This window comes from Myxococcales bacterium (assembly GCA_012517325.1).
GTDB lineage: Bacteria > Lernaellota > Lernaellaia > Lernaellales > Lernaellaceae > JAAYVF01.
This window is the reverse complement of sequence record JAAYVF010000111.1, coordinates 1-19,856: the sequence shown is the minus strand read 5'-3', so window position 1 is coordinate 19,856 and position 19,856 is coordinate 1. Positions and strand designations below refer to the sequence as shown.

15 protein-coding genes are annotated in these 19,856 nt (G+C 66.7%); 8 read left to right on the top strand and 7 right to left on the bottom strand.

Features of this window, described 5'->3' with window-relative positions; translation table 11 throughout:
- Positions 1-232 precede the first annotated feature (232 nt).
- The gene (locus GX444_18900) at positions 233-904 is read right to left on the bottom strand and encodes a hemolysin III family protein (protein NLH50650.1); all 672 of its coding nucleotides are present in this window, start codon (positions 902-904) and stop codon (positions 233-235) included.
- A 174-nt stretch (positions 905-1,078) separates the two neighbouring features.
- On the opposite strand from GX444_18900, the gene GX444_18895 reads away from it, so the two are divergent.
- Positions 1,079-1,639, top strand: coding sequence for a hypothetical protein (locus tag GX444_18895; GenBank protein ID NLH50649.1), 561 nt, complete (start codon positions 1,079-1,081; stop codon positions 1,637-1,639).
- Positions 1,640-1,647: 8 nt separating this feature from the next.
- On the opposite strand, the gene GX444_18890 is transcribed toward GX444_18895, so the two are convergent.
- The 3 genes from GX444_18890 to GX444_18880 are packed head-to-tail and all read right to left on the bottom strand — an operon-like array spanning position 1,648 to position 4,666.
- A complete protein-coding gene (locus GX444_18890; protein NLH50648.1) occupies positions 1,648-2,712 on the bottom strand; it encodes a phosphotransferase family protein in 1,065 nt (354 codons plus the stop codon).
- Between the two features lie 16 nt (positions 2,713-2,728).
- Positions 2,729-3,937, bottom strand: coding sequence for an acyl-CoA dehydrogenase (locus tag GX444_18885; protein ID NLH50647.1), 1,209 nt, complete (start codon positions 3,935-3,937; stop codon positions 2,729-2,731).
- Between the two features lie 27 nt (positions 3,938-3,964).
- Positions 3,965-4,666 carry a histidine phosphatase family protein gene (locus GX444_18880; GenBank protein ID NLH50646.1) on the bottom strand — a complete coding sequence of 234 codons (702 nt, stop codon included), beginning with the start codon at positions 4,664-4,666 and terminating at the stop codon, positions 3,965-3,967.
- A 154-nt stretch (positions 4,667-4,820) separates the two neighbouring features.
- Here GX444_18880 and GX444_18875 point away from each other — a divergent pair, with 154 nt between their 5' ends.
- The 5 genes from GX444_18875 (at position 4,821) to GX444_18855 (ending at position 11,371) form a co-directional block, all read left to right on the top strand.
- Complete coding sequence (locus tag GX444_18875) at positions 4,821-5,585, top strand: electron transfer flavoprotein subunit beta/FixA family protein (GenBank protein NLH50645.1); 765 nt, start codon at positions 4,821-4,823, stop codon at positions 5,583-5,585.
- On the top strand, positions 5,582-6,583 hold the full coding sequence (locus GX444_18870; GenBank protein ID NLH50644.1) for an electron transfer flavoprotein subunit alpha/FixB family protein: 1,002 nt from the start codon (positions 5,582-5,584) through the stop codon (positions 6,581-6,583). Before GX444_18875 ends, GX444_18870 begins: the two co-directional genes overlap by 4 nt.
- Positions 6,584-6,586: 3 nt before the next feature.
- Positions 6,587-7,144 carry a class I SAM-dependent methyltransferase gene (locus tag GX444_18865; GenBank protein NLH50643.1) on the top strand — a complete coding sequence of 186 codons (558 nt, stop codon included), beginning with the start codon at positions 6,587-6,589 and terminating at the stop codon, positions 7,142-7,144.
- 143 nt (positions 7,145-7,287) lie between these two features.
- Complete coding sequence (locus tag GX444_18860; GenBank protein ID NLH50642.1) at positions 7,288-8,763, top strand: glycosyltransferase; 1,476 nt, start codon at positions 7,288-7,290, stop codon at positions 8,761-8,763.
- Between the two features lie 25 nt (positions 8,764-8,788).
- Positions 8,789-11,371, top strand: a complete 2,583-nt coding sequence (locus GX444_18855) for a glycosyltransferase (GenBank protein ID NLH50641.1) — start codon at positions 8,789-8,791, stop codon at positions 11,369-11,371.
- Positions 11,372-11,378: 7 nt separating this feature from the next.
- Here GX444_18855 and GX444_18850 read toward each other — a convergent pair whose 3' ends face one another.
- From GX444_18850 to GX444_18840, 3 genes are read right to left on the bottom strand one after another with little or no spacing between them, the layout of a single operon-like run.
- Positions 11,379-14,417, bottom strand: a complete 3,039-nt coding sequence (locus GX444_18850) for a glycosyltransferase (GenBank protein ID NLH50640.1) — start codon at positions 14,415-14,417, stop codon at positions 11,379-11,381.
- A 26-nt stretch (positions 14,418-14,443) separates the two neighbouring features.
- On the bottom strand, positions 14,444-16,117 hold the full coding sequence (locus tag GX444_18845; protein NLH50639.1) for a B12-binding domain-containing radical SAM protein: 1,674 nt from the start codon (positions 16,115-16,117) through the stop codon (positions 14,444-14,446).
- Positions 16,118-16,157: 40 nt separating this feature from the next.
- Entirely contained in the window at positions 16,158-17,606 is a 1,449-nt protein-coding gene (locus tag GX444_18840) for a glycosyltransferase family 2 protein (GenBank protein ID NLH50638.1), read from the bottom strand.
- Between the two features lie 139 nt (positions 17,607-17,745).
- On the opposite strand from GX444_18840, the gene GX444_18835 reads away from it, so the two are divergent.
- Both GX444_18835 and GX444_18830 read left to right on the top strand, forming a co-directional pair.
- Complete coding sequence (locus tag GX444_18835) at positions 17,746-18,516, top strand: hypothetical protein (protein ID NLH50637.1); 771 nt, start codon at positions 17,746-17,748, stop codon at positions 18,514-18,516.
- 94 nt (positions 18,517-18,610) lie between these two features.
- Complete coding sequence (locus GX444_18830; GenBank protein ID NLH50636.1) at positions 18,611-19,693, top strand: HAD-IA family hydrolase; 1,083 nt, start codon at positions 18,611-18,613, stop codon at positions 19,691-19,693.
- Positions 19,694-19,856: the final 163 nt, after the last annotated feature.

The following is a 19,856-nucleotide window of genomic DNA, read 5'->3' as shown; positions in this document are numbered from 1 at the left end:
GAGGGGCAGCTGCCCCTCCAGGACGCAGACCAGCAACCTCATCCGCTGTAACTCCTTGGGAGTCATCGAAATCATGTCCTTCTTCATGGGGGACATAATCGCTAAGCAGTTACAGGGGACAAAGTCGCTAAGCTAATACATCGCGCCATCGCCGAGGCCCACGGCATTCCGGCGGATCTGGCGGCCCGGTACCCCGTCGATTTCGAATGACCGGCGCGCGGCGGCGCCGCCGTCACCACTGCCAGTTCACCACCACGTAACCGAAAATCAGGATGAAGTGGCAGAAGCTGCCGCCCAGGACGAACAGGTGCCAGATGGCGTGATTGTAAGGCAGGCTCTTCCAACGGTAGAAAACCACCCCGCCCGTGTACAGCAGGCCGCCGGCGCCCAGCCAGAACATGCCGGGCGCGCCCAGGGCGCGCCAGAGCGGGCCGACCGCCACCACGCCGATCCACCCCATGCCGACGTAGAGCAGCGCCGGCGCCCGGCGGAATACGCGCCACGGCGCGAAGGTCAGCGCCACGCCCGCCAGCGCCAGAACCCAGATCAAGCCGAGCAGCCACCAGCCGTGCTGCCCGCGCAGCGTGACCATCGCCAGCGGGGTGTAGGTGCCGGCGATCAACAGGTAGATCGCGGCGTGATCGAATCGGTGCAGGATTTCCTTGGCGCGCGGCGCGCGGACGCCGTGGTAAAGCGACGAGGCCAGGTAGAGAAAAACCATCGTCAGGCCGTATACGCCGGTGCTCACGATGCGCCAGCCGTCGCCGAACAGGAACGACAGCGTCACCAGCAGGGTCAGCGCGACGATCGCCAGCCCGGCGCCGACGCCGTGCGTGATGCTGTTGGCGATTTCCTCGCTCCGCGTCTGTTCCTTGAAGGCCTCGAGCCGATGGGATTCGGTCATGGTCGGTTCCGCCTGTCTGTCGCTTGACGATCGCCCCAGAATCAAACCCGCGACCCCGTTTGTCAATCTTTCGGTGCGCCGGCGCTTGGCGCAATCGGGCACAGTGCGATAAAATTCGCCTACTTCGAATCAGACAATCAACCGGCGCGACAGAAAAAAAAGGATTGGTGACCCATGAAAAAAATGATCGCAGGAAGCGTACTGTTTTTTTTGCTGATCTTGCCGGCCCTCGCCGCGGCCAATCCGGTGCCGGACGAGGACGACCAGAACATCGTTCTCGTCGCGCGGAGCCAAAGCATCTGCGTGGTCCTGCTCAACCTGGTGACCGGAAAGGAACATCGGCTCGTGCGGGAAAGCGACGCCGGCGACGAGCTTTTGCTGGACGATCAACCGATCGCTGATGCCGATTTGACGGCCGACGGCCGTTACGTGGTGCCCGATCTCTGTGTACCGGCGGGCCTGGTGACCTACCGGCTGTACCGGAAAAGCGGCGGCGAGTGGAACGAATACGCCGGCTCGGGCGTCGCGACGTTCGTGAGCGAATTCACGGCGGCCTGTGCCGATGAGGCGGCGGTTTGCGACGGTGCGGCCGCGGAAGCCGAGCCTGAAGAAGGCGCCGACGATCCCGTTTGCGGTTGCGCCGTTGGGGCCGGCGATTCGACGGCCGCGTGGGTGCTGCCGGTGCTGCTGTTGTTGGGTTTGCTGGCCTGGCGGTGGGCTGGCCGCGTCGCCTGAAAAGTTTTTCAGCCCGCGCGGTCGATCACCTGCCGCGCCGTCTGTTCGAGGATCTTCACGGCGAAGATCAACATCTGAAACCGCGCGTCTTTCGTCTGCCCGTGATAGAAGCGGTAATAGATCTGTTGCGCGATCACCGCGAGCCGGAACAGGCCGAAGCAATAATAGAAAGCAAAGGGTTCGACGGTCCGGCCGGTCAGCGCGGCGTAACGGTCCAGCACCGCGCGGCGTGTCAGCATGCCGGGCAGGTGGGTCGGCGACTGGCGCAGCAGTTGCATATCCTCGGGATCGTCGCGGTCGACCCAATAGGCCAGGGAGCCGCCCAGGTCCATCAGCGGATCGCCGATCGTCGCCATTTCCCAGTCGAGCACGCCGATGATCTTTTCCGGTTCGGCCGGGTCGAGCACCAGGTTGTCGAACTTGTAATCGTTGTGGATCAGCGCCGGCGCCGGCGAGTCGGGCGGCTGCCGCTCCCGGAGCCAGGCCATCACGGCCTCGAAGTCCGGCGCGTCGTCGGTGCGGGCATTGCGGTAGCGGCCGCTCCAGCCCTCGACCTGGCGCGCTACGTAGCCTTCCGGCTTGCCGAGATCCGCCAGGCCGATGGCCCGGTAATCCACCCGGTGCAGTTGGGCCCAGACGGCGACGAGGTTTTCGCACAGCCGCGCGGCTTGTGCTTCCTCCAGCGCGAAACCTTGGGGCGGATTGGCGCGCAGGATGATGCCCGGCAGCCGTTCCATGACGTAGAACGGGCAATCCATCACGGCCGCATCATCGCCGTAGGCCAGCGGTTCGGGGCAGTATGGAAAAACCGGTTTGAGCGCGCGCAGGATGCGGTACTCGCGCCGCATGTCGTGGGCGCTCTTGGCCTTGGTGCCGAAGGGCGGCCGGCGCAGCACCAGTTCGCGCCCGCCGACGGAAATCAGGTAGGTCAGGTTCGAAAACCCGCTGGGATACTGCTTGGCCGCGAGCGGCCCGGCGAGGCCCGGAATGGAATCCTTGAGAAAGGTTTCGATCGCCGCCCAATCGAGCGCCTCGCCCTCGCGAACGGCCCTGGGTTGGTCGAGGAAATCCATCGTCCGCCTCCCGAGCTTACCGCACCTTTTTGTTTTCGTAGCGTTTGGCCATCCGCTTGCCGAAGGAAATCTTGTGGACCTCGTCGGCGCCGTCGTAGATGCGCGCCGCCCGTTCGTGGCGGTAGAAAAAGGCCAGGATGGTGTCGTCGGTCATGCCCAGCCCGCCGTGCACCTGCAGGGCGCGGTCGACCACGCGCTCCATGGCGGCGGCGACCGTGAACTTGATCAGCGAAATCTCGTCGCGCGCCTGCTTGGGGCCGAGTTGGTCGATTTTCCAGGCGGCGTGCAGGGTCAGCAGGCGGGCCGCCTGGATTTCGGCGGCGCTTTCGGCGATCCAGGTCTGGACGATCTGCGTCGAGGCCAGCGTGTGGCCGTCGAGATCGATCGGGCGCTCGGTCGCCCGCTTGCACAGCAGGTCGAAGGCCCGGCGGCAGATGCCCAGCCAGCGCATGCAGTGGTGGATGCGGCCCGGCCCGAGCCGCTCCTGGGCGATCGCGAAGCCGAAGCCCTCGCCGCCCAGCAGGTTCGTTTGTGGCACACGGCAGTTTTCGAACACGACCTCGCCGTGGCTGAAGTAGTCGCTGCCGGCATGGCCCATCACCGGAATGTTGCGCACCAGCCGGTAGCCCGGGGTGCCCGCCGGCACGATGATCATGCTGGCGCGCAGGTGCGGCGGGGCATCGGGGTGGGTGACGGCCATCACGACGGCGAACGCGGACCCATCCGCGCCGGTCGTGTACCACTTGTGGCCGTTGATCACGTAATCGCCGCCGTCCTTCGTCGCCGTGGCGGCCAGCATCACCGGGTTCGAGCCCGGCAAATCGACCTCGGTCATCGCGAAGCAACTGCGGATTTGCCCGGCGACGAGGGGCCGCAGGTACCGCTCTTTCTGCGCGTCGCTGCCGAACAGGTGCAGGATTTCCATGTTGCCGGCGTCGGGCGCCTGGCAGCCGAAGACGTAGTGCCCCAGCGGCGTGCGGCCCAGCGCTTCCGAAACCAGGCCGTGTTCCACCAGGTTCAGGCCCATGCCGCCGTATTCGCGCGGCTGGTTCGGCGCCCACAGTTCCATCCGCTTCACCAGCGCCCGTTTTTCCTCCAGCACCGGCAGCAGGTCGCGAAATTCGCGCGTCGCAAACTCGGGCTCGAGCGGCAGCAGTTCCCGCTCGACGAATTCGTCGATCAGGCCGAGGATCACCCGCATTTTTTCGGAAACGGCAAAGTCCATCGGTTCCTCCCGCGGCGGCCGCCCGCCTTAGACGTAAGTCAGCAGGTCGGGCTCGCGTTCCATTTCGAGATGCGCGACGGAGTTGAACGACACCAGCGCCCAGCGGTCCCGCCGGCGTTTGAGCACGGTGACCGACGCGTTGCGCACGATCCAGGAAAGCTCCACCGCTTCCCGGTCGGTCAGGCCCAGCGCGAGCTGCATTGCCGCGCCGATCGGGCCGCCGGAAGTGACGATCAGCTTGTTCTCGCCGGCCGGGGCCGCGACGGCGGCACGCTCCAGCCCGGCGCGGACCCGCGCGACGAAATCGCGGCGCGATTCGACGCCCGGCAGCGTCAGATCGCCGGCCGCCCAGTCCAACAGCGCCCGGCCGATGATCCGCTTGAGGTCGCGCCGTTCCTCGAGGGGCAGCTTTTTCAGGCGGTCGTAATCGCGGCCGTCGATGCCGGGCAGGGCGGCGCGCACGATCGCCGGCGTGTCGTGTTCGACGAACTCCGGAAAAATCTCCGGCTCCGGCGGCGGGCCGCCGTCGGCCAGCGCGGCGGTGATCCGGCGCGCCGTGTCGTTCTGCCGCTGCAAACCGCCGCTGTAAAACCGCGCGAACCGGCAACCTGTGCGGAGAAAGTACGCGCCCAGGATTTGCGCCTGGCGGATGCCGCGCGGCGAAAGGACGTCGTATTCCGGACCATCGACGGTGGCCTGGCCGTGTCGGACGAGGTAGATGGCGCTCATGTGTTTCCGGTCCTTGTTGCCGAGGAAAGTGCTGTCCGCTCGGCATGATTGCAGCCGGGGTCCGGGGTGTCAAGAAAGCGCGCGTTGCATTGCGCGGCCCGGCAAAGCCGGGTAACGTTTCGGCACACCCCCACCGCCGCCGGAGGAAGGCCGCATGCGCATTCTGGTTTGCGTCAAGCAGGTGCTCGACCCCGACGCGATGCCGCGCCTCGGCGCCGACGGCCGTTCGCTACGGATTCCCGACGAGGCCATTTATCGGCTGAACCGTTACGACGAATTGGCCGTCGAGGAAGCCCTGCTGATCAAGGAAGCGAATCCCGGGACCACGGTCGACGCGGTTTCCGTGGGACCGGCGCGGGCGGTCGACGTGCTTCGGCGCGCGATGGGCATGGGGGCCGATCGCGGCTTTCTGCTATTGGCCGAATCGCCGGCCGATCCCTTCGCCGTCGCCGGCCGGCTGGCCGCTTTCGCCAAAAACGATTCCTACGAGCTGATTCTTTGCGGCGCGGTTTCCGAGGACGAAATGCAGGGCGTGGTCGGACCGGTGCTGGCCGCGGTGTTGTCGCTGCCTTGCGCGACGGCGATCGTCGCCGCGCAAATCGACGCGGCGAACGGCGCGGCGGAGGTCGAGCGCGAACTCGAGGGCGGCCGGCGCGAACGGCTGGCGCTGCCGCTGCCGTGCCTGCTGACCGTGCAAAGCGGCCTCAACCGGCCCCGTTATCCGGCCGTCTCGCATCTATTGCGCGCGCACCGCGTGACAATCCCGGTCTGGGACGTCGGCCGATTTGCTGCGCCACGGCAAATCCTGGCGCGGCTGACCGAGCCGCAACGGCAGCGGGCGGGTGTTGTGCTCGACGGCACGCGGGCGGAAAACGCCGCGCGGCTGCTTGCGCTGCTGCAAGAAAAGGGCTTGCTGTGAACGCCGCGGCCGCGAAGCTCGCCATCGTCCTGGCGGTCGACGCCGATTCCGGAGCGGCGATCGATCAGGCCGCTGAATTGCTCGCCGCCGCCCGCCGGCTGGCCGGCCCGGAAGGCGCGGAAATCGCGGTCGCACTGTTCGGCGCCGACCCCGATCCGCCGGCGCGGGAATTGGCGGCTGCCGGTGTGGATGTTTACGCTGTCGAGACGGCCGGCGCGGCGGGATATTGGCGCGAGGTCTGGTCGGCGGTGTTGACGGAGATCTTGTCCGAACGAAGCGCGACGCACCTCGTTTTGCGGCACGATTCACTCGGCCTCGACCTGGCACCCACCCTGGCCGCTCGCCGGGAAGCCGCCTGCCTGACCGGTGTCGAGGCGATCGCCCGCGAAAACGACGAACTGCTCTTCCGCCGGCCGCTTTACAACGGCAAGTTGCACGGTTGGATGAAATCCGTCGCGCCGCTGACGGTGTTGACCGTGCAACCCGGCGCTTTTCCGCGCGCCCCCCTCGAACCGGCTGCCGGGGGACGGGTCATCAAAGTGTCGGCTCCGCCCGCGCCCTCGACCGTCCGGCCGCTCGGGGTTCGCCAAACGCACGCCGCCGACGCGGGCTTGCTGGCCGCCGAGGTCGTCGTGGCGGCCGGGCGCGGCATCGGCCGGCGCGAAAACCTGGAGCTGATCCGCCGCCTTGCCGCCTTGTTTCCGAAGGGCGCCGTGGCCGGCTCGCGGCCGTTGTGCGACGACGGTTGGTTGGAATACCGGCGGCAGGTGGGCCAGACCGGCGCGACGGTGGCCCCGAAGGTCTACCTCGCCTGCGGCATTTCCGGTTCGGCGCAGCACGTGGCGGGGATGCGCGAATCCGGCACGATCGTGGCGATCAACCGCGATCCGGCCGCGCCGATTTTTCAATATGCGGACGTCGGCATCGTCGACGATCTGCTCGAATTCATTCCGGCGGTCCTCGCGGCAAGCGAGGGCGCCGTCAAAAACGAGAGGTAAAACATGGCGCACGTTTGTCCCTGGTGGCTCGGCTACCTGCTGATCAATCCGCTGCGCAAGCTGGTCGAAAACCCCGAAAAAATGCTGGCCCCGCACATCCGCCCCGGCCTGACGATTCTCGATGTCGGTTGCGGCATGGGCTATTTCAGCCTGCCGGCGGCCCGGCTGACCGGCCGGGACGGGCGGGTGATCGGCGTCGATCTGCAGCCCAAGATGCTGGACGGGTTGCGCCGGCGGGCGCTCAAGGCCGGTCTGGCCGAGCGGATCGAGGCGCGGTCGGGCGACGCGCCGCCGCTGGGCGTGGGCGACCTGGCGGGAAAAATCGACCTGGTGCTGACGATCCACATGGTTCACGAGGTGCCCGACAAAAAGGATTTGTTCGCCCGGATCGTCGAGGTGTTGCGCCCCGGCGGCCGGCTGCTGTTCATCGAGCCGCCGCGCCACGTCACTCCGGCGACCTTCGAAGAAAGTCTGGCCGTCGCCCGAGAGGTGGGCTTGCGCGTCGTCGAACAGCCGAAACCGCTGGCGGCGGTACTGGAAAAGGCGCCCGCCGCGGCGTAGCGAAGCGACCGGGAAGAAACGGCGCGATTCAAGCTTTTGGTTTTTTCGGTCGATAACCGCGGCGAATCTTGCGGGAGGAGCGGTTGCCGATGTACGTTTTCATCGAGGACGCGAGTTTTTCGATCAACGAGCGAGGTGCGTAGATGGGCCGTCCGCGTATTCGCAAACAGGTGTTGACCGCCGCGCTACGGGTCAAGAACGAGGAACAAAACCTGCCGCGCTGCCTGGAAAACCTCGCCCGGTTCTGCGACCACATCGTCGCCTACGACGACGGCTCGACCGACGGCACCGTCAAGCTGCTGCGTTCTCACCGGAAGGTGCGACACGTCGTTTCGATGAACAAAGGCTTCTACCACGAGACGCACGACCGGAGCATCGCCCTGGCCCTGGCCACGCTGACCGATCCGGATTGGATCGTCAAATGGGACGCCGACGAAACCCTCGAGGAGCGCGGCGTCGAAAACATCCGCCGCCTGATGGAAATCCCCGGCTACAAGGCCTGGATGTGCCAGCGGTTCAACTTCGTCGGCGACGAGCGGCACGGCGATCTGGAAACGATGCATCCGCTGATGTTTCGTTACGCGCCGGGCAAGGTGTTCTACTACAACATCAAGTTCCACAAGTCGTTTCCGAACGTCGACCAGGTCGACGGCCTGTGGGGGCGGGTCAATTTCCGCGTCAAGCATTTCGGCTATCTCGACAAGCGGGCCAAGCTCACCGCCGTCGAACAGATGGGCTACACCTTCGGCGACTACCTCAACCGCGATTACGAGTGGGTCGACGAGCCGCGCGCGCCCTTGCTCTACCAGACGGTGCGGCGACCGCCCAACCAGGCCGCGACCGAGCCGCCGAACGAGCCGCAGCCGTCCGACTGGCAATACACGCAAAAGCGCTTTTCCCTCCCGCCCGACGAGATCGACCGCCGCTTCGTCGTGCTCGAGGATTTTCTCGGCGGGCTGTCGCTGCCCGAAAGCGAACAGCTCATCGATCGCCTCGCGGCGCTGGTGAAGGCGAACGGCTCGCTGGAACACCTGTTGCGGCTGACCTACGACCGGGCGATTTTTCATTACCTCTGGCGCGACCGGCCCCGCGCGCGGGAACTGTTCGAACTGGCACGGTCGCAAAGCGAGGCGGTCTGGCCGTTCCTGCACTTCCGCGCCGGCCTGTATCTGGAGCGGCTCGCGGCCGCTGACGAGCCGCCGTCGCTCGTGCCGCCGCTCGCCACCGAACCGGCGCCGTTCGAGGTCCACAACCGCTTCCGGCGGCTCTTTCTGCCGGAGTTCTTGCGCCGCCGCGGCGGCCGGCCGACGGTGCTCTTCGGCGGCGGACACCACACGCTGGTGCTGGACGACGAGGGAGCCGTTCGGGCCTTGCGGCCGGTCGGCTACGTCGAGGAAATCATTCGTTCGGGCAGCATCAACGCGCCCCGGCTGACGCTGGACGAGGCCGCGCGGATCCAGAACGCGGTGCTGCTTTTCTCGGGTTTCAAGGACGACGCCCTGTGGCGTCGCGTGCAAGAATTCGGCGCCGCGAAACTGGTCGTGCAGCCGATGTACTCGATGCGGCCGGACGGCGGTCCTTTCTGGTTCGACGACTACCTGGCGTCGCGTTCGCGGTAACGAGCAACGAATGGGATCACGGCAAATGAACGAGGCAAAATCCGCCAGCGAGCGCCCCGCCATCCACAAGGTCGTCATCGTCCGGCTTTACGGCCTCGGCAATTTCATTCTGGCGCTGCCGCTCATTGAAGCCGTCGAGCGGCTGTTGCCGCGCGCCGAACTGACGCTGCTGCTCGATCCGCGCTGCCGGCGGATCGCCGAACTGGCCCGGCCGCAAAGCCGAATGGTCATCCTCGAAAAGGAGTTCGACGCGCCGGCCTGGTTCGCCGCCGAAAAACCCGATTTGACCCTGTTCACCTACCCGACCGGCCAATCGCCGCTGGTCGCCGCGGCGACCCGCTTCTCCCGCGTCACGGTCAGCCACGACGTCGGCCGTAATCGTGGCCTGGCCACCGTCGCGCTCGCGGTCGATCCGCAACGCCACGAGGTCGAGGCGAACCTCGACCTGCTGCGCGCGGCGGGCTACGCGGCGGAAATGACCTACCCGAAAATTGCCCTGCCGCGGGCGGCGACCGTCGCCGCCAACGGCCTCTTGCGCGCGGCCGGCGTCCCGAAAAATTTCATCGCGCTGCATCCGGGTTGCCACGGCGACCTGGCGGTGAAGCGCTGGCCGCCGGCCTATTACGCGGCCGTGGCGGACGCGCTGGCGGCCGACGGCCTGGGCGTGGTGCTGGTCGGCGGTCCGGATGAGGCCGAGGTCGCCGACGAGGTGGCGCGGGCGGCGACCGCGCCGACGTTCAATCTGGCGGGCAAGACCTCGTTGCCGGCCGTGGCCGCGGTGTTGAAAAAGGCGCGGCTGATCGTCGCCAACGATTCCGGGCTGATGCACCTGGCCGCCGCCGTCGGCACGCCGGTCGTCGGCATCTACGGCCCGACCTCGTGGGAAAAGAACACGCCGCTGGTCGACCCGCATCGCATCGTGCGCCGGCCGGTCTCGTGCTCGCCCTGTTACCTGCCCGGCAAGGTCTTCGCGCCGCGTCGGGCGTGGTGCCTGGACATGACGACGCCCGACCAGGTGCTCGGCGCCGCGCGCAGCCTGCTGGGGCGGGAGCCGTGGGAAAACAAGCCGCCCCACCAGCCCTTTGTTTCGGTGATCGTTCCCACGTACAACGGCGGCAAGAAGATCGGCCGGCTGTTGGCGTCGCTGGAAAAACAGACCTATCCGCGCGACCGCTTTGAAGTCCTGGTCGTGGACAACGGTTCGCGCGACGACACGGCGCAAATCGTGCGTTCGTTCCCCGGCGTGCGCTATGCCTATTTCGACCGGATTCAAACCAGCTACGCGGCGCGCAACCACGGCCTGGGCCTGGCGCGCGGCGAAGTGCTGGCCTTCACCGACGACGACTGCCAGGCCGATCCGGATTGGCTGCGGGCCGGCGCCGAGTGGTTCGAGCATCCCGAGATCGGCGCCGTTGCCGGCCGCCTTTTCGGCGCCGAGAGCGACAGCGAAATCGCCCGCTGGCAAAGCCGCCGTCAGATCCTCAACTGGCAGGCCGCCATCGAAAACGCGCCGAACCCGCCGATCATCACCGCCAACGTCTTTTTCCGGCGCGCGGTGTTCGACCAACTCGGCAATTTCAAGGAAAAAATGATTTCCGGCGGCGACCACGACATGGCCTGGCGCATGATCGCCGACGGCCGTTGGCAGGCGCGGGGCAACGAGCGGGCCGTCGTCTACCACTACCATCGCGAGACGCTGCAAAGCCTGTTCCGCGTTTTCGTGCGTTACGGTTACGGCCACGTCGATATCGACCGCACCTTTCCCGTCAACCAGGATCCGCCCGCCAAGCGGCTGCGCGAAGGGTTGGCCGGCTGGCGCGCCCTGGCGGCGAAGGGCCTCGAATTCGCCCGCGACGGCATCGCGCCGCCCGACGCGAAAGGGCTCCGCCCGGTGCGACCGGCGGATTTCCTCGCGATGCAGACCGGCCGCGCGCTGCTGATCACCATTCCGGCGCTCGAGGCGCATGCATTCGTGCAAGAGGCTCGCCGGCGCGGCGCCGACGTCTTGGTGCTGCCGCTGCCGCCGGCGATCGAATACCTCGACGGCGCGCTGCTTTCCCTGGCCGACGAACAACCGCGCGAGCTTTACGTCTACGCCGCGGGCCAGCACACCCGCCGGCTGGTCACCCGGCCCAGTTTTTCCGGCTTGCCAATCCGGGGCATCATCGACGATCGAGCCACGCCGGGCCAGCAACTGGACCGCTATCCGGTCATACCCCTGTCCGAGGCGCGACGGCGCGGTTGCCGGTCGATTCTGATTTCAACCGACGCCTTCGAAGCGGAACTGCTGAAAAAACTGGCGCCGTTGGAAAAGGAAGGCATCCGGATTTTCGGCTTGTACGACGCGAAGGTGCTGACGCGGCTGGCCCGGCACGTCGTCCGGGAACGCGCGGCGAAAACGGCGGGCCCGATCGCTGTCTTCCTACCCAACGATGTCGTTTCGCCGGCCCATGCGGCGGCGGTGGCCGCGGGCGCCGGGGCGCGGCTGGCCGTCAGCGACCTCGGGGAAATCCGCTACTCCGACGATTTTCTCGATTGGTTGTCCACCGTCGGCTGGCGCCTGGGCCGAATCCTCGGCAGCGTGCGCTTCCGGCATCTGTTGGTTTGAGCCGCGCTCAGTCGACGGCGAAGACGAACACCTTCTTGTCCTGGTAGGAAACGATGCTCAGGTAGCGCTCCGCCCCGAATTCGCTGATTCCGAGAAAATGCGTGCGCGGCGCGACCGGAAGCTGGAAGTCGAGGCTTCGCCAGTTCCCAGCGGGCGTGAAGCTCGCCAGCCCCAGGGTCGTGACGGTCGTCCGCCCCGTGCGCGGATCGGCGATCGGCAGCACAAAGGTTGCGAACACGGTGCCGGCGTTCACGGCCAGCGCGTTGTACTGGCCGAGCGGCGGGGGCGGATAGCTCCGCTCGGGTTCCGTGCCCCGCAAATCGCGGCGGATCAGCCGGCCATCGGCGACGAAATACAGGTAGCGGCCTTCCACGGCCGGCGTGCGGAGTTGTTCGAATTCTCCCCGGTCGACGACCGCGCCCTGGCGGACGCCCCGCCCGTCGTACCAGGCCACGCGCTGGTTGCAATGTTCCAGCAAGAGCCAGCGATCGGCTTCGATCCGCCAAGCGTACAGCAGCGTTTTCGTATCGCCCGCCGGATCGGTGGCCAGCACCGGTTCGCGGCCGGCCGCGGTGACGCGGCAAACGGCGTTCTCGCCCTTGCAATGAACATAAAGCGCGCCGTCGCCGCCGAACGTGCCGGCCAGCGGGCCGTTCGTTTCGAGCCATTTTTCGACGGCGCCGGTTCGCGGGTCGAGCACGAAAATCCCGCCCGGCGCGACCGATTCGGTATCCCCGGAAAAAGCGGTGAAAGCAATCCGGCCGTCCGGCGCGACCGCGCAGCCGAACGGCGCGGCGTACGCCCGGGTGTCGTAAACGGCGTGCGAGATCAGGCGATGCCGCCCGTCCGTCGCCGGATCGGCGGCCGGCGTATCCAGGCGATGCCGGATATCCAGCAGGTCGGCGGAGGCGTGATAGGCGGCGGCGCGGGCCGCCTCCCGGGCCGCCCGCTCCCGGTCGAGGGCGATGATTCGTTTCGTCAACTCGGCGATGAACAATCGCAGGGAAGCGATCGGTTTGATCGCGTCGCCGGCCGGCGCCGCGGCCAACCGGTCGAATTGCGCCAGCGGGTCGAAGGCCAGCGCGTCGGCGGCGAAACCGGCGAGCGTCCGCTCGGCCAATCGACGGCCGAGCGGCGCGGCGACGGCCGCTTCGCGCAGACGTGTTTCGCTCGCGGCCAATTGGCCGAGCCAATCTTTGCGCAGGGCGAATTGCCGCCGCAGGTGCTCGAACAGCCGCCGGTATTGGTGCGCGTAGGTGAAATTTTCCAGCACGATCCGGCGTTGCCCGGCGGCGTGGGCGGCCCGCGCCGCGGGATCGGCCAGCCACCGGCGGACCAAGGCCGCGATGTCGCTCGGCCCGGCGAACGAAACGTCGTCGAGGCGCAGTTGGCCCGGATACGGATGATGATGCACCAGAAAGAAGCCGCCGGCGGCGTAACCGTCGATCAGGCGGTTGTGGACGTTGCCCATCTGGTTGAGGTGCAGGTTGATCGCGCTGGCGTTGAAGATGAGGTTGGTTTCCTCGCCGTGCTCGGCCAGGCCGCGGGCGTGCTTGGCCAGGCGCGGGTGCTGGTCCCAATCGCGGCCGTACAGGCGCAGATCGAATCCGGCCGCGGAAAGGGCGAGCAGCGGCCCGTGGCGGAAAATGGCGGCTCCGGCGCCGGCGAGAAAATCCACCGCCAGCCGTTTGCGGGCCGCCGGCGTCAGCGGCGCGGCGCTGGGCAGGGATTCGATCAGCGCCCGGTATTCCGCTTCCAGGTAAAGAATTTCGCCGCGCTCGTAGCGCTCGACGAGCGCCGCGAGCAGGTCGTAGGCCGCCCGCTTGTAGTGCGGATCGCCGCGGCCCGCCTCGGCGATCGACTCTTCGGCATAGCGCTCGGGCGGCCAACTGATGTTGGAAATGTAACTGACCTCGCAGCCGTAGCGCCGGCGCTGTTCGGCGGTCAATTCGACGGGCCGGAAAATCCGCTCGTTGGTCATCGGCGCCTGGGGAATCAACCGTTCGGGGGCGTAGCCGAAGCGCGGCCAGTAGCTGACGTAGCCGGTCAGGTAATCCCATTCGGTCAGGCGTTCGGCGGCGGCCTCATTTTCGAGGCGCGGCAGGTAATCGAGCACCGAGGCGACGAACGGCACCCGCGCCGGATAATTGTCCGGCGTTTCCCAGCGCACGTGGTCGATGTGATGGATCAGGTGCGGCTTAAAACGGTCGATCGCTTCCAGGAGAACGGTCGTCGAAAACCGGTCGACGCGGTCGCGTTCCTCGAGAATCAGGGCCTGATGGCCGAGGCTTTCGCAGGCCTGGGCGATGTCGCGGTTGGCGTACTGCACGAAAAACGAAAAGCGATTGCTGATCAGCAGGGCGCGCAGGCCGCTGCCTTTTCCGAAGGCTGCCAGCCAGTCGTCGAGCGTCAGACCGTTGTAATAGTGATTGACGCGGGCGCGCAAACGGTTGGTTTTTTCGATGCGGAACGCGGTGACCCGCTGCAGGCTTTGCAGGGTTTGTTGCGCTCCGGCGGCGTCGCCGAGCCGGACGACGGCCGTCGGTAGCGGCTTGCGGTCGTCCGCCGCCAGAAAGCGTTCGAATTCGCGCAGCGCTTCCGGCCCGACGAACAGGTAGACGTTTTCCGCGGCCAGCAATTCGCGCAGGTCGTGCAGCCGCAGCAGCGCGTTGAACAGATCGGGCGAGCCTTCTACTAGGTACAAGGCCTGCCAGAAACCGCCGGTCTCGCGGCGCAGGCGGCGGTAGGCTTCGGCCAGCTCGTAGCCGGCTCGTGCGCCGTACAGTAGGAGCGGCAGATAATCCGGCGGCCCCGGCATTCGCGGCTCGAGAAACGCCGCCGCTTTTTCCTTGGGCCGTTCCGCCTCGCTCAACCAGTTCGCGCCTTGGGGTGTGACCACTTGCAGGGCGGCTTCGCCGTCCGGCGTCGGCACGGAACGCAGTTCGTGCCGCGGTTGCCAGGCGGCCAGCAACGCCGCCAAGCGCGGCCGGAATTCATTCAGGACCGCAAGGTTTTCTTGGTAGAGGCGTTCGGGGTCCAGGGTCATGGGCGTATCCGTTTTATCACGGCCGTTCAACCGTAAATGCGGAAGATGGCAATGGATGCCGGGAACAAGAGTTTCGCCTGCTCCCACATTTGATCTTCCCAGGCGTCGGAGGAAAGCAACACGGCGCCGGTTTCGCCGCCTTCCGGCAGGCGGTTGACGATCGGAATGCCGCCGATGCCGTGCGGGTCGGCCTTGGCCGGGTCCTGATCGAAAACGGCGATCACCTCGGTTTCCGCCTGGCCGGCGTACCATTCGAGAAAGCGGCGGGTGTGCGCCCCGGCGCCGAACAAAACGAAGCGGGAGTGACCGGCGGCCGACAACCGTTGCAACGCCAAGTGCCACAATTCCTGCTGTTTTTGCGCGGAGAGTTGCTGCGCCCGCGAGGCGAGGGAATTTTTCACCGCGCCGGAGGCGACGGCAATCAACTGCCGCATTTCGATCAATTCAGTGTCGGGCAGGCCGGTCAGGTTGACCAACATGCTTTGATTCCAGGCTTCCCAATTGTTCAGCAGTTCCTCGGTCGACAGGTTCAGCTTGCCGCGGGCGACCGCCTCGTCGTAGAGCGGCGAACCGGGAAACGGCGTCAGGAAATTCGCGCCGGATTTCAGGCCGGTTTCCTTCAAAAACCGGATCGTTTCCCCGATCGTATCCCGCGTTTCGGAAAACGAGCCGATCGTGATGTAGGCGATCGGGCGGATGCCGGCGCTTCGGGTATTCAGAATCGTCCGCTTGGCGACCTCCACCCGCACGTCCTTGCGCATTTCGTCGAGAATGAGCTGGCTGCCGGACTCGATGCCGAATCCGAGGGTGTCGCAACCCGCCGCCGCCATCGCCGCGAGCATTTCCTCGTCGAGAACGCCGACGCGCCCGTTGGCCGACCAGCGAAAACCGGGCAACCGCTCGCGCAGCGCGGCGCAGAATTCGAGCACCCATTTTTTTTTCAGCACGAACGTGTCGTCGGCGAACAGCACTCCTTCCAGGCCGTAGGCGGCAATCAGCGTTTCGATTTCGCGGATGACGCTGTCGACCGAACGTTGCCGAAACCGCCCGCCCCAGATCGACTTGTCGCAATAAATGCACCGGAACGGGCAGCCGCGGCTGGTGATCATCGACAGCGACCGGGTCGGCCGCGAAAACAGCCAGACCGTTTTCATGTTTTCGAGATAAATGTCGACCGGAAAAAGATCGCGGTTCGGAAACGGCAATTCGTCCAGATTCGTGACGACCGGCGGCGGCGGATTGCGGCGGATCGCGTCGCCGTCGCGATACAGGATGCCCGGCACGGCGGCTAGCGGCGTTCGGTCCCGCAAGGCGCGCAGCAACGGGACGATCACCGCGTCGCCCTCACCCGGCACGACGAGGTCGACCGCGGTATGGGTCATGACGTATTCCGGATAACTGGAGGCCAGGCCGCCGCCCAGGATGATCGGTTTGTCCGGATGATAACGGCGCAGCAGTTCCACCAGGTAGCGCAGATCGCGGTAGCCGGTAATCAACTCCGTCAGCCCGAAAACGTCGGCCTGCAAGGCGGCGATCCGGCTTTCGGCCTCCGCCTCGCTCAGCCGCAGGGCATTGAGATCGAAAACCTCGACCTCGAAGCTGGCCCGTTGCGCGAGCGCGGCGATTTGCCCCAAACCCAAGGGAAAGTAGCGCGGCGGTTCCGTCTTCCGCGCGACCGGATTGATGAGCATCAGGCGCATGTCATTGACTCCCCCGCGATCAAACGTTCCTCCGCCAGCCTCAGGTGTAAATCCGCAGCACCGGCATTTTCCCCGCCCCGGCCGCCATCGCCCGGCGATACAGCACCCGTTCGTAGGCGTCGGTGCACACGACGATCGCCTCGACCCGCCCGAGGTTTTCCGGCGTCGGCCGGACCACCGGGATGCCGCCGAGTTCCGCGCGCGGCGAGTGGTCGTCGAAAATCAGGTCGGGCCGGGGGTCGAGCCAGCCGCGCCGCAGCAGGTAAGCCGGGTGCTTGCCCGCGCCGAACAGCGCGAAACGGCGGATGCCCGCCCGGGCGAGCCGTTGCCGGACGCGCCGCCAGCGCGCGGGAGCGCCGGCCAGCTCGTGCAGATCGGCTGGCAGCCGTGTTTCGGTCCAGGCCGGCAAGGTCAGGCGCCAGAGTTGTTCGTCGAGCTCGGCCCAATCCTCGAGGTCGGCTTCGGCCCAGGCGGCCGCCAGGCCGCCGACCGCGTCGGGCGAGTCCTGTAGGGCCAGGTGCCGCCGCATCTCCCAACCGTCCGGCAACAAGGCGTCGTTTTCGCCCGTTTCCCAGATCGAGAGGCAGCGCCGCAACCGGTCGCCGTCCGCCGGCGCTCCGGCCCGGCACAACAGCAGATACTTCGCCTCGCGAACGACCGTTTCGTCGCCGATCAGGCAGGCGTCCAGCCAGGGTTGCTGTTCGAGGGTGCGGCGCCAGTCCGCGTGGCCCGCTTCGTCGGCGGTTTCGATGGCCACGGCGGGCGCCCACCGCCGTTTGGCGGCGAGGAGGCCGGCCGGCGCAAACGCCTCGCCGTTGAACCGCCACAGATCCTCGATGACCTCGTCGTGATGCGCCAGGCCGTCGTCGACCCGCGACCCGCCGCGCTCGCGGTAACCGTACAACACCTGCGGCACGTGAACGGCGGCGCGCGCCGCGGTCAACTGAATGAAGAAATCCCAATCCTCGTATTCGAAGCCGCGCGCCGTCGTGCGGAAGCGCGCCGGGCCGATCAGGCGGCGCCGGATCAGCGCCGGGACCGGAATCGTGCAGATGGTCAGCAGGCGCAGGCGGTTGAACTTCGGATACCAGTGGTCGGACCGGTAGGCGCCGAACCGATAACCCGAGGGGTAGGCCAGGACGGCCTCGGGCGACGAACGGAGTGCGGCCGCCAGCGTCGCCAGCGCGTCGGGTTCGAGCCGGTCGTCGGCGTCAAGAAAGCAGACGAACTCGCCGCGCGCTTCCTGCAAGCCTTGGTTGCGGGCCGCCGCCACGCCGCGATTCGGCGTCCGGATCAGGCGGATCGGCCGGCGGGCGGCCAGTTCGTCGAGCACCCGCACCGTCGCGGCGTCGCGCGAACCGTCGTCGATCACCAGGACCTCGACCGCTGGGCAGCGTTGCGCCAGCGCGCTTTCCACCGCTTCCTTGACATACGCGCCTAGGTTGTAGCAGGGAATGATGACGGTCACTTCGATCTTCGCCGGTTCCACGGTTGCACTCCGTCGCGAATTCGCTTTCGTCAGCCTAACACGGTTGCCGCTTCTCAGGCCAGGGGAACCGCGGCCGATTTGACAAGTCCGGGGAGAAGTTGAACCTTGGTCGGCGGCATTATTCCCACGGGAGATGGCAATGACGATCGCCCTGATTCATTGGAACGCGGCGGCGGGCGCGGCGCGGGCCGCCGAATTGCGGCGCCTGGGATATCGGGTCGAGGCGACCACTTTCGACCCGGCAGTGCTTCGCCGCTGGAAGGAAACGCCGCCGGAAGCGGTGGTGATCGATTTGTCCCGCGCCCCCTCGAAGGGCCGCGATGCAGCCCTGGCGGTACGCGACGCCAAGGCGACCCGCGGCGTGCCGCTAGTCTTCGTCGCGGGCGATCCGGTGAAGGTCGCCGGCATCCGCGCCCTGCTGCCGGACGCGGTGTACGCCGACTGGGAGGCCATTGCGACGGCGTTGCGAACGGCGCTGACTCACCCGCCGGTCGCGCCGCGCAAACCGACTTCCCGCTTTGCCGGTTACGCCGGCGCGCCGCTCGTGAAAAAACTGGGCATCAAGGCGAATTTCCGCGTTTGGCTGCGGCATGCCCCCGCCGATTTCGAGGCGACCCTCGGCGAACTGCCGGAGGGCGCTGCCCTTGGCCGACGGCCGGGCAAGACGACCGCGGTGACGATCTGGTTTGTCCGGACGCGGCGGGAATTGGCCGCGAAAATCGCCGGGCAGGCCGCGCGGCTCGGCGCCGGCAAGTTGTGGATCGCCTGGCCCAAGAAAGAGGCCGCTCCGGCCGGCGACCTGACCCAGCGGCAGGTGCGGGAGTCCGGGCTGGCCGCCGGGCTGGTCGATTTCAAAATCTGTGCGATCGACGCCGCCTGGTCGGCGCTTTGTTTCGTCCGTCGCAAATAACCGCGCCCGCACCCGGCTGGACATCCGCCGTTTTCCGGCTAAAACAAAACGAGGTTGGTCGGCCTGGGACCGTCAACAACGCGAGGAAGCACCCATGGCAATGGACGGTAATCATCTCGGCTTCGTGGTGCGCGATTTGTTCCGCATGGAAAAATTCTACCGCACCGTTTTCGGCCTGCGGCTGTTGTATCGTTACGAAAGCGTGCATACGCCCGGCTTGCGCACGGTTTTTCTGGTCGGGCGCGGCCTGGTGCTCGAACTCCTGCATTACGCCGATCGGCCGGCGCCCGAGACGCCGGCGGATCACCTGTCCTTCGCCGTGCCGAACATCAAGGCCGAACACGAGCGGCTGGCCGCGCTGGGCGTCGACGGGCTGACCGAACCGCGCCTGACCGGCGACGGCTATTGGGAAGTCGCGCTGCGCGATCCGGAAGGGCGGCGCATCGAAATCGCCGAACGGGTCCGCCCCTACGCCTACCCGCCGATCCGGGCGATCGTCTTCGATCTCGACGGCACGCTGATCGACAGCGAACCCAACTACTACGAGGCCGATCGCCGGCTGCTGGCGGAATACGGCATCGAGCTGACCCCGGCCATGAAACGGCGCTACATCGGCACCAGCAACGTTTTCATGATGACCGACGTCAAGGAGCGGTTCGGCCTGCAGGCCGAGCTGCCGGAGTTGCTGGAAAAGAAGGACCGTTATTACCTCGAACTGGCGTTGGCCGAAACGCGACCTTTTCCTGAAATGGCGCGGCTCGTGACGCAACTGCGCGACCGCGGCTATCCCCTGGCGGTGGCGTCGGGCTCGTCGCTCCATGTCATCCAGACCCTGCTCAAACAGGTGGGGCTGCAAAACGCCTTCCGGGTGGTGGTTTCGGCCGAGGAAGTGCCGCGCGGCAAACCGTCGCCGGACGTGTTTCTGGAAGCGGCGCGGCGGCTCGGGGCGGAGCCGATGCAGACCATCGTGGTCGAGGATTCGGCGTTCGGCGTGGAGGCGGCGGCGGCCGGCTTCATGCGCGTGGTGGCCGTGCCGAGCGTGCCCGAACCGCCGCTCGAGCCGTCGTTTCAACTGGCGGACCTGCTGTTCGCCGGCGGCATTTCCGATTTCACGACGAAAAAATTTCTCGACTGGTTGGGCAGCGGCGCGATGCCGCGGTTGCAGCCCGACCTGTAGCCGCGCCGCGGCCGATTCCCGCCGGCCGGGTGTTTATACTTAGGCAATATGTCCCCTTAACTGTGCAGCAAAAATGTCCCCTTGGTTACGTAGAGTTCGGAGCCGAGGCCTGATAGACCCACGTCCAGTTGGTTGTTCCCTTTCGATTTTCCGTTTTGCATCG